This is a genomic window from Endozoicomonas atrinae (genome assembly GCF_001647025.1).
Taxonomy (GTDB): Bacteria; Pseudomonadota; Gammaproteobacteria; order Pseudomonadales; family Endozoicomonadaceae; genus Endozoicomonas; species Endozoicomonas atrinae.
Genome location: NZ_LUKQ02000203.1, coordinates 1 through 9,824, shown reverse-complemented (window position 1 = coordinate 9,824; position 9,824 = coordinate 1). Strand labels below are relative to the sequence as shown.

Annotated in this window: 9 protein-coding genes and 1 pseudogene; 6 read left to right on the top strand and 4 right to left on the bottom strand. The window is 43.4% G+C overall.

The genetic code is table 11. The features are described 5' to 3' along the window. Positions 1-112: 112 nt before the first annotated feature. Together AK963_RS21070 and AK963_RS21065 are read right to left on the bottom strand one after the other, a co-directional pair. The gene (locus AK963_RS21070; RefSeq protein WP_066017395.1) at positions 113-967 is read right to left on the bottom strand and encodes a tyrosine-type recombinase/integrase; all 855 of its coding nucleotides are present in this window, start codon (positions 965-967) and stop codon (positions 113-115) included. Positions 968-1,230: 263 nt separating this feature from the next. Further along, entirely contained in the window at positions 1,231-2,100 is an 870-nt protein-coding gene (locus tag AK963_RS21065) for a YicC/YloC family endoribonuclease (protein WP_066017394.1), read from the bottom strand. A 262-nt stretch (positions 2,101-2,362) separates the two neighbouring features. On the opposite strand from AK963_RS21065, the gene rph reads away from it, so the two are divergent. From rph to AK963_RS32320, 3 genes are all read left to right on the top strand, one after another. Beyond that, entirely contained in the window at positions 2,363-3,079 is a 717-nt protein-coding gene (gene rph / locus AK963_RS21060) for a ribonuclease PH (protein WP_066017393.1), read from the top strand. A gap of 86 nt (positions 3,080-3,165) precedes the next feature. Then, positions 3,166-3,753 carry an AAA family ATPase gene (locus AK963_RS21055; protein ID WP_066017392.1) on the top strand — a complete coding sequence of 196 codons (588 nt, stop codon included), beginning with the start codon at positions 3,166-3,168 and terminating at the stop codon, positions 3,751-3,753. 621 nt (positions 3,754-4,374) lie between these two features. After that, complete coding sequence (locus AK963_RS32320; RefSeq protein ID WP_139117568.1) at positions 4,375-4,719, top strand: hypothetical protein; 345 nt, start codon at positions 4,375-4,377, stop codon at positions 4,717-4,719. 53 nt (positions 4,720-4,772) lie between these two features. Here AK963_RS32320 and AK963_RS21050 read toward each other — a convergent pair whose 3' ends face one another. Beyond that, the gene (locus tag AK963_RS21050) at positions 4,773-5,546 is read right to left on the bottom strand and encodes an exodeoxyribonuclease III (protein ID WP_066017391.1); all 774 of its coding nucleotides are present in this window, start codon (positions 5,544-5,546) and stop codon (positions 4,773-4,775) included. Between the two features lie 633 nt (positions 5,547-6,179). On the opposite strand from AK963_RS21050, the gene pyrE reads away from it, so the two are divergent. The 3 genes from pyrE to AK963_RS21035 all read left to right on the top strand — a co-directional run bounded on the left by pyrE (position 6,180) and on the right by AK963_RS21035 (position 9,623). Beyond that, on the top strand, positions 6,180-6,821 hold the full coding sequence (gene pyrE, locus AK963_RS21045) for an orotate phosphoribosyltransferase (RefSeq protein ID WP_066017390.1): 642 nt from the start codon (positions 6,180-6,182) through the stop codon (positions 6,819-6,821). Then, a complete protein-coding gene (locus tag AK963_RS21040) occupies positions 6,818-7,759 on the top strand; it encodes a hypothetical protein (protein ID WP_066017389.1) in 942 nt (313 codons plus the stop codon). The genes pyrE and AK963_RS21040 overlap by 4 nt, the downstream gene beginning before the upstream one ends. A 319-nt stretch (positions 7,760-8,078) precedes the next feature. Next, positions 8,079-9,623, top strand: a complete 1,545-nt coding sequence (locus AK963_RS21035) for a DUF4200 domain-containing protein (protein ID WP_139117567.1) — start codon at positions 8,079-8,081, stop codon at positions 9,621-9,623. A 25-nt stretch (positions 9,624-9,648) separates the two neighbouring features. Here the strand turns inward: AK963_RS21035 and AK963_RS32315 are convergent. Further along, a pseudogene (locus tag AK963_RS32315) lies at positions 9,649-9,824 on the bottom strand (IS256 family transposase); the annotation flags it as partial.

Sequence of the window (9,824 nt, the reverse complement as noted above, 5' to 3'; positions counted from 1 at the left end):
GATCATCCTGAGTTTTAATCTGACTGGCTATTTGATCTACCAGTTTTTCGTTGATTTCAACGCTCATTGTTATTCTCCATTTTGGAGTATTAACGACAAGCGTTTACACAATTTAAATTACATTCCCCTTTTTCTTACTGGATCGTTTCATTGCCTTAATTCGTTCTTCTGGCAACGACCACTTTTTCTTAACCAGATTATATTCTTCTATTTTTGAAACAGAGAGTTCCGTCTTCCGACACATTAACGTCAACAGCAACGCGCAATTCAAATAATTTTCTCTGGTGAACTGCAAGTGATGCTTTCTGAAGGTAGCGAATATGTCACCCAGCTCATCCAGACCGATTGCACGCTCTCTTGCTTCTTCTATCCCCCCGGCATCTTTGCAGGTAAATACCCTTGCTGGATTAAACTGCATCAGATTTAAACGGATTCCGTAATCAAATAGTTCCTTGGCAAACTGCAACACATCATTGGCGACGGTCATTCTCCCGGGTACGGCAACATCTTCAACCAGCTTTTTCACATGCAATGAAGTAACCTGATCCGGTCTCATAAGGCCGATCTTTGGTCCTATGTCTTTCTGATAATACCGTTCATTTCGCCACCAGGTTTTGATGTTCTTTTTTTTAAATTTGATCCATTCCGCAGCGAGTTCATCCATATTGTTAATTTCCTGCTTACCAATCGCTTTCTCAATTCGTTTGGCAACTTTCGGGTCTTCACCCGCTTTCAGGCCCTCTTTAATCTCCAGAGTTTTGAGACTGGCCTGATACAATGACATATCCGGATAGCAGCCTATGGTGACCTCTTTCCGCTTTCTGTTCCCACCTTGCCCGGATATCGTGTATCGAACTACCCATGTTACCGATAGCTCTTTACTAATACGCAGATACAGGCCATTACCGGCAGCATACCGCCCTTCTTTTTTCGTCTTGATCAGTTTTTTTATTTCTGAATCCTTCACTTACACCGCCTTGCTAGTTTTTGTTGGTTCTATTTTTTATCCACTGAGCTTTGTTCTTATTCATTCAATGTTATGCACAAAATAAGCTAGTTCAGAACGATTATTCTGTCACCACCATTTTTTCGCCATATCACGATTTCTGTCACCATTTCTGTCACCAATTTTCTTGATAACCACAAATTTCGGAAAACACCAAAAAAACAAAAAGCAAAAAAAAGCCGCTTATATCAGCGGCTTATGATGTGCACGAACGTACTAAAATATCATTCTATGTTTTGAACCTGTTCTCGCATTTGCTCGATAAAAACTTTGAGGTTTACTGCGATCTGAGTAAGGCCTGCATGAATTGACTTGGAAGACAGGGTATTTGCCTCTCGGTTAAGCTCCTGCATCAGAAAATCCAAACGGCGCCCTACTGCTCCCTGCCCAGAGTTTTTAAGTGTTCTGCGCACCTCAGCTACATGCGTTTCCAGACGATCCAGCTCTTCATCAACATCCATCTTCTGCGCCAGAATCACCATTTCCTGCTCCAGTCTCTCCGGATTTAACTCTTGCTGAGCCTCCGAAAGGCGATCAAGGATTTTCTCTCGCTGATTTTGTAGAATTTCTGGCAGTAGCACACGAAGCTGCTGTGCCTCATCCCCCATTTTATCCAATCGAGCCTCAATGAAAGACTGCAACTCCTGTCCTTCTCGCTGTCGCATCTCCTTCAGTTGAATGAGAGCGGTGTTGAACCCTTTGATAGCCGCCCGATGAACGACTGCCATTTCAGTTTCCTCAGTACTCTGGACTCCAGGCCATTGAAGAACCTCAAGAGGATTTACTGGTGCAACCTGAGAAAAATGGGTCTCAACCTCGCGTACAGCCAGTTGAAGCTTTTCCAGCAGGACACGATTCAGGTCAAGCACCTGCTCCTTCTCAATCAGCTGATATTTAAGGCTGCATTCAACCTTGCCTCTCTTCAATTGCTTTCGAATCAGCTCTCTTAACGCAGGCTCGATCTCCCGCGCCTGCTCCATGAGGCGGAAGTGGGGCTCCAGATAACGGTGGTTAACGGATCGAATCTCCCATACCAAGCTTCCCCAATCCTCCTGTATCTGGACACGGGCGAATGCAGTCATGCTGGAAGTCATGAAATACTCTTTAATCGGTGGGCTAATAAAGACCCATTATTTCAGAAGTTTATCTACAAAATAAACCGATGAGATAAGATTTAAGCAAAACTATGATACTAAAAACACTAACCACTTGAATGTATGTCATTGATTTAATGACTCTGCTTCAATAGCACAACCTAATTATCCAAACTCTATTTTCCCGAAGCCCCGCCGAACAGTTATAATTCCGCAAATTTTGTAGTACTTAAGCTTTTTCAGACATACCAAGGTAACCCAAATGCGCCCTAGCGGAAGAACGGCAGACCAATTACGTGATGTAAAAATCACCCGCAACTATACCAAACACGCAGAAGGATCTGTCCTCGTTGAGTTTGGCGATACCAAAGTCATCTGTACCGCTTCGGTCGAACGTGGTGTACCTCGTTTTCTGAAAGGAACTGGCCAGGGCTGGATCACCGCCGAGTACGGTATGTTACCCCGGTCCACCACTGAGCGTATGGGAAGGGAGGCCTCCAGAGGTAAGCAGGGTGGCAGGACTCTTGAGATTCAACGACTGATCGGCCGTGCTTTACGTGCTGCAGTTGATATGAAAAAGCTCGGGGAAAACACCATCAATATTGACTGTGATGTGATTCAGGCCGACGGTGGCACACGCACAGCCTCAATTACTGGAGCCTGTGTAGCACTGGTTGATGCCCTGCGCTATATGCAGGAGAAAAAAATGGTCAAAAGTGACCCTTTTCTGCACATGATTGCTGCCATTTCCGTGGGAATTTACAAAGGCAGCCCGGTTCTTGACCTTGATTACCCAGAGGACTCCAGTGCCGAAACGGACATGAATGTTGTTATGACCGATGCTGCCGGATTTATCGAAGTCCAGGGAACTGCAGAAGCAGCCCCTTTCAGTCAGAATGAAATGCTGGCCATGATGGCTTTGGCACGATCCGGCATTGAGGAAATTATTGAGTTACAGAAAAAAGCGTTAGCAGAATGACACTTTACTGCCTGCCCTTTTACTTGAGCTATTTTTAATAGAACCCGGCTATATGCCGGGTTCTTACTCTGTAACAGGCAGGCAGTATGATTATTTCTCTCATTGGTTCCCATGGAACCGGTAAAACAACGCTCTGCAACTCTCTGGTGAAAGAACTGGGGAGCGAGTGGTCAGTTTTCAGTGACTATTATCGAAAAATCGCCAAACAGCTGCATTATAAGACGCCGCGGGACGCCGTACTTGAGGATCAGGCAATCCGTCAGGTCACTTCAACGGCCATGGCAGGATCAGCGCTGGGAGCCATGCTTGAGTGGATAGAAAACTTGAAAGGTCATGGCATTATCGATGCGGGCCCTCCCTCATTACTTGCCTACCATCGATATTGGCTGAAAGCATGCGATACTCCTATCAGCCCTTATATGCTTAGGCTGGCCAAAACCATTAGCCAGAAGATCGATGCATACTGCTACCTGCCCACAGGAAAAATTGAGCTGGAGAATGATGGCATTCGCAGCGACGATGTGATTTTTCAGAAAGATATTGATCAGTGGGTGCTCTGTAACAGGTTGGATCTTGGGATATCTGAAAAAAAGGTCCTCATGGTAGAAAGTACTGCTATTGATAAAAGAACTGATGAATGTATCCAATTGATCCAAAGCTTCATCAAAAAATAACGAACCATTAACAGTGATATCTGATCTTTGCTGATTAACCGATAACCCTATTTTCAATCGATGCCCGGTCTTTATAACAGGAGCTTCCAAAATTTTTTTAAGGTGTGTCAAAAAGCTCGAAGAGACATAACATTACTAACCATCTACCTCAAATAACTCTGCTATGATCCCTATACTGTGTTTCTAACAGTATTCAGACTGTGATTTTTCCAATAGCCTCTTTTACTAGAATAGTGAAGCCCAATAAAAAACAGTGCTCAAATTATGCGTCTTACACGGATGCCCCATCATTATCAGGGATAAATTAATTTCTACTATTTGGGGGCTCTAGTGACGAATAGTATATCTGGTAATGATCCATCTCTTTTTACAGAAAAAGGAAGTAATAAGATAAAGAGAGAGGAGGAAGTTTCAAGTAAAGGTTCTGACTCCAAAGCAGCAATGAAGTTTAATAAAGCGCTGTCTAATCAATCCCCTTGGAAAAACGAAAAGTAATGGCAGACAAGTTGATCTCAGTGCCCCACCAAAACACTACATGGAACGAGCAAGAGAGGGTGATAAAGCAACTCAGAAGAGTTCGACAGCACCGAATACATTGGCCTTTCCATAGAAACAATTTCAATGTTACGTGATCTTGGCTTTTTAGCCGAGCCGGAAGCAAGCTCTGATGGAGAAAATTACAATGCAGAATCAACTCAAAGAGAAGTAAAATCCTCTTCGGAGCAGATGGAAGAAGATGCAAGCAGTCGCGCTGTTCAACAGCGTAGAGGAGCTTTCACTAAAGAAATGTCGTCCCCACGCAAGCCGCTACTTAGTCAACAGGAAAGGCAGCTATTAAAGTCAACCTTGACAAACCACAATACAGAACCTGCATATACTCAAATCAGAGAGTTTCTTTGCTGTTGGAGATCCAAATCACCATATTCAGTCGATGGTAAAAGTGAAAAAAGGAGGACGCCAATGTAGCTGGCACCCTCCTTTTTTCAGTAAATTTCTTACATACCAGGGGCAGGAAATAGTTACATTCCCAGCTCCCAGTCATAATCAATGATGACAGGTGCATGGGATGAGAATACCTGCCCCTTGTAGATACCGCCATTCAGCACGCGGTGACGCATGCCAGGAGTGATAATCTGGTAATCGATGCGCATTCCAACATTATCATGGCGCAGGTACTCATCTTTCCACCAGCTGTACTTGCCAGCTTCCCGGTCAACCTCACGGTAAGCATCAAAGAAGCCCATATCTCCCAGCAAGCCTTCCATCCAACCACGCTCAGCCTGATTAAAACCAGAGATCTCCTGAGCATCACGCCAGTTAGCCACATCAATCTTGCGGTGCGCAATATTCCAGGTACCACACATAAGAAACTCACGGCGCTTACGACGTTGTTTGCTTAAGTGGTGGGAATACCCGTCCAGAAAACGGTACTTGAAGTTAAGGCTTTCTTCATCATCACCTTCCGGTACGTACAGGCTAACAAGACTGATTTTGTCAAAGTCTGCCTGAAGGTAGCGGCCGGTTTCATCAACCTCAGGAATCCCAAGGCCACTGATAATTGCCTTGGGAGCATGACGGGTATAGATGGCTACACCACCACGCTCGCTCCTGTTGTAACCACTGAAAGCATAGCCAAAGTAGCCATCAAGAAAATACTGATCCTCAATTACCTGCTCGTCTTCACGAGTATCCTGCAGACAAATAAGGTCAGCATCCTGCTCCAAGAGCCAGTCAAACAGGCCTTTTTCTCGTGCGTTTTTAATGCCTTCGCAATTTAAACTGATAACTCTCATCGAATACACCTTACCAGACCGTATACACGCCCTGGCATTAAGCTTGTTACCTCGGCAAGACAGTAACCGGAAAAACAGAAACTGAAGACCTGCAAAACCATATGAGCAAATCTCAGCCTGAGAAGCAGTTGCCTTGGTCAGGATGAACGACGGCTAAAGTCTAAGCTTTTCAAGGATACGGTTACTCAACCGGGATTAACCCTGCATCAACTGTACGACAGAGTTAGTAAGAGCCCTCATCCCTATTATAAGGCATGATTTCAGTTCTTATGGTACGGTTGAACACAGAAAGTTCGGAATTGTATCGAACAAATGATAACGGGTCGCCCCCCGTATGTTTATCCGCATAAATCCGGTCTCTTCTACAGGAGCCTGCAGTTCTGACGAAGTTACACCTGACAGTTTCCGTAATTTCACACTTAACTGACCCGGATGGAACTAAGAACAGTGTACCCTGGTCAAAATTTGTCTAACTTTCCAATATTCAGGCTATAAGGTACTAAAGAACCAATATTATAATTTGCACAATATCTCTGAATTAGCACGTCATACAGGGGATTTAGGGTTATATATTGGTATAAAATCAGTCTCTGAGTCCGGCACTACGGACATATAGCGAACAGGATCCTCCCGATGCACCAGTATCAAAAAGAATTTCTGGATTTTGCCATTGAGCAGCAAGTGCTCCGTTTTGGTGAGTTCACCTTGAAGTCTGGAAGAAAATCCCCCTACTTCTTTAATGCCGGGTTATTCAGTAGTGGTGAGGCTATCAGCAAGCTTGGCCAGTTTTATGCCTCAGCAATGGTCAATGCCGGGCTTGAGTTTGACATACTGTTTGGGCCAGCCTACAAAGGTATCCCCCTGGCGACTGCCACAGCTATCGCTATGTTCGAAATGCACAATCGCAATATACCATGGTGCTTCAATCGCAAGGAAGCCAAAGATCACGGAGAAGGAGGTAATATTGTCGGGGCACCTCTGGAAGGGCGAGTGGCGATTGTTGATGATGTCATCACGGCAGGCACAGCGATACGTGAAGTAATGACTATTATTGAGCAAACTGACGCTACTCCAGCAGCGGTTGTGGTCGCCATGGATCGTCAGGAAAAAGGGCAAGGTGAACTTTCTGCCATCCAGGAAGTGGAACGTGATTTCAATATTCCGGTTTTGAGTATTGTTTCCTTGGCCAACTTGCTGGAATATAGTGAAAATCATCCAGAAATCCGTCGATACGCGCCGGAAATTAAAGCCTACAGAGATACCTACGGAGTATGAGACTTAAACAGCCATTCATACTGTTATTGACAGGAATGCTGTCTGCGTCCGGAGCCAATCAGGCTGCGGCGCAGAGCCTATACAAATATAAAAACCGCGAGGGCATTACGGTTATCTCATCCACTATGCCCCGTGAATTCGTTCATCTGGGATACAGCATACTTGATAGAAATGGTCGTATCGTTGAAACCATACCCCCAGCAATGACCCACGACCAGAAGAGCCAGCTGGAAAAGCTTAAATCCCGGGAGGCTCAACAAAAGCGTGAGTCAGAGCTTGATCAGGAGCTGCTCGATCTTTATGGCAGCCCGGATGAAATATACGGCGCCATGAATCGCAAACTGGATGAACTCGATCAAAAAGTCAGAGAGATGCATAACCTTGAAGTCATTCTGGCTAAAAATATTGATGACAAGCGCCTGCAGATTAAAAAAGCGGGAAATAAAGCACCGGAATACCTTCACGAAGAGCTGGAGAACCTGAGGGACCAGAAGAAAACTTACGGAGACCGGGCCGCAACGTATAATCGTGAAAAATCCCTGCTGAAGAAGCAATACACTGCTTCCGCTGAGCGGCTGAGAAAATTGTTAAGGCAGAAAAACCTGACCGATATTGAAGCCGTTACCCGAGAGCAGCTGGTTGGTCAGTGGCGCATCCGTGAAGACGTTGCGATGGACTGGAATCTCGATGACAGCGGCTCCTTTGATTCGTTCTTTCAGCAACTGGGAACGCATGCATCGGAAAAAAGTTTTGGCACCTGGCAGCTCAGCAATAACCGTATCATTCTTCTGATTGACCGGAAACAGCATAAGAATGCCATTGGTGAACAAGCCAGCAAAAGAGTATCAGAAGAGAAACAAATTCAGGTTCTGAAAGCTAAAAACAATGAGCTGCAAATTATTATAAATGGTAAGGCCATCAGCTTATACCGATCATGAACGAGGAATAACAAATAAAAGCCAAAGGCACCTAAGATGCAACATCTTTTTTAAAAAGATAATATTATATAAAACTGCTCTACTTAGGCAGCACATAGAATTAAAACCAAGTTGAAGACTAAAAAAGAAAGTATAACTCTGTACTTTTTAATCTGTCACAATTGATTTGCTCATAGATCCAAAAAAAACCATTAAAAGATATTAACAAGAAATATCAAGTAAACACTATAATAATTCTAATCAATATTATAGCTGGCAATGGTTTTTTTAATAAATACAAGAAATTAACTCTATAACTTACATGTAGCAGGATTATAAAATGCAACAAACATCATCTGTGAACTTAACATCAGACTCATCTTCTCCTTATTCTCAAACTGAAATCCAAACAAGAAAAAGCACTGATGCTTCAGTTAATAACAACCCTAAAGTTTCCGTGATACAATCATCACATCCTGCTGTCAGATCTGTTAAGCATCAGGAAGACGCTCATGATAGCCCAGGTAACATGAGAGAATCTTTTGATTTTTTGATTAGCGACCGTGAAGCCAGGGAGGTTAGCCACCCTAACGAAATAATTCAGAAGCAGAAAGCAGAAATCATGCGACTTAGAGCAATATTAATTGCTAAAGAGGAGCAAGCCAAGATTGAGCAACGTAAAACCGACTTATTAAAAAGCGCATTGAAAGCTAAGATTGGACTACTTCAAGAACAGATATCCTATTTAAATCAACGAGATTTGAGTAACAAAAATAAAGCAGACTCACTCCTAAAAAAACAGCAAGAAATGATTCATAAACTTCAAGCAGAAATCGATAGACTTCAAGCAGAGTTATCTACGTACAAATTGATAGAAGAACAGTTTCAAGAAAAAGAGCTAAGCAGACAACGACCAGCATTACATGCTCTTCAAAGACCTGCCATAGATACTTATACACAGCCAGGTGACAAATCAACTGGAAAGATGGCGGAGGCCTCACAAGTAAGAATCCCAGAAGATGCATTTCAGCCCGTTGTACAGGAAAAACATCAGCCGACAGCAAGCAGAATACCAGAAATAGCCACTGAACAGCCCCATGTCAGTCCACTCGAAACACAAATCGAAGCAATAGAACATGCCGCTAAAGCACCATTAGTTTCAGAAAAAACACCTGAGCCCCCAACAACAGAAACACCAGCTCAGCCAATGGAATGCAACCTGCAAAAAGCAAGAAGCACTCCAGTGGATCCTGGTTGCAGCCAACAGAGTAGAAGAGATTTTCCTTTAGAGATCAAAGTTTATAAACCAGAATATGCAAAGGCGGAAAAGGCTTTTAAAGAATTTTTTGACGTTAAACAAGACGAGGATGGTTGCTCCATAAATTTGGAATATATTGATAGCTCATTGATAAGACCTGTCCGTATTCTAATTACGGTAGCGTCTTCAAGGTTGGGTACTGATGTAAAAAATGCTGTCGAGGGTGTAATACTAAAACCCGATATACTAGTAGTAATGCACCCTCAGGACGTTCACGCGCAACCAAGAGAACTAAGTTCTAGACGTTTATTTGGCTCTACATTTAGAGGAGGAACGTTTACTGTAACGCATGATACAGTTATTGATGGAGCTTATCTTAAGACAGTAGGTGTATATGAGTGCGAGTTTAATGAAAAATTCAAAAATCGTTTTTTACTGGCCATTCAACAATTAGCTAGGACAGAGGATACTCAAGTAGAACAGGCAGCATCAATTCAAAATACAGTCAGCCACCTATCAGAACACAAAACTTTAACTTTTAAATTCGACCCCTCAGAAGGTCTTATGCAAACAATGGCTCAAGAGTTCCTATCTTATGTCGGGTATCAAGAAAGAGCCTGTAAATAATTCTGTGTAAACGCCACCAAAACTATTACTCCTTGAACCGGTCAGGAAACATAATTTCAAACCGGTTCATGGCTGCTTTCCAGTTCCTGATCGGCATGGTCCATTTCTCGGAAGCTTTTTCCATGGCCAGATAGATTACCTTCATGACTGACTCATCAGTCCGAAAAATCTTCCGGTTCTTGATCGCCTTACGAATGACGC

Coding starts and splice junctions, on each gene's coding strand:
- AK963_RS21055 (WP_066017392.1), top strand. CDS start 3,166: ATGATTATTTCTCTCATTGGTTCCCATGGAACCGGTAAAACAACGCTC.
- AK963_RS21040 (WP_066017389.1), top strand. CDS start 6,818: ATGAGACTTAAACAGCCATTCATACTGTTATTGACAGGAATGCTGTCT.
- AK963_RS32320 (WP_139117568.1), top strand. CDS start 4,375: ATGTTACGTGATCTTGGCTTTTTAGCCGAGCCGGAAGCAAGCTCTGAT.
- pyrE (WP_066017390.1), top strand. CDS start 6,180: ATGCACCAGTATCAAAAAGAATTTCTGGATTTTGCCATTGAGCAGCAA.
- rph (WP_066017393.1), top strand. CDS start 2,363: ATGCGCCCTAGCGGAAGAACGGCAGACCAATTACGTGATGTAAAAATC.
- AK963_RS21035 (WP_139117567.1), top strand. CDS start 8,079: ATGCAACAAACATCATCTGTGAACTTAACATCAGACTCATCTTCTCCT.
- AK963_RS21050 (WP_066017391.1), bottom strand. CDS start 5,546: ATGAGAGTTATCAGTTTAAATTGCGAAGGCATTAAAAACGCACGAGAA.
- AK963_RS21065 (WP_066017394.1), bottom strand. CDS start 2,100: ATGACTTCCAGCATGACTGCATTCGCCCGTGTCCAGATACAGGAGGAT.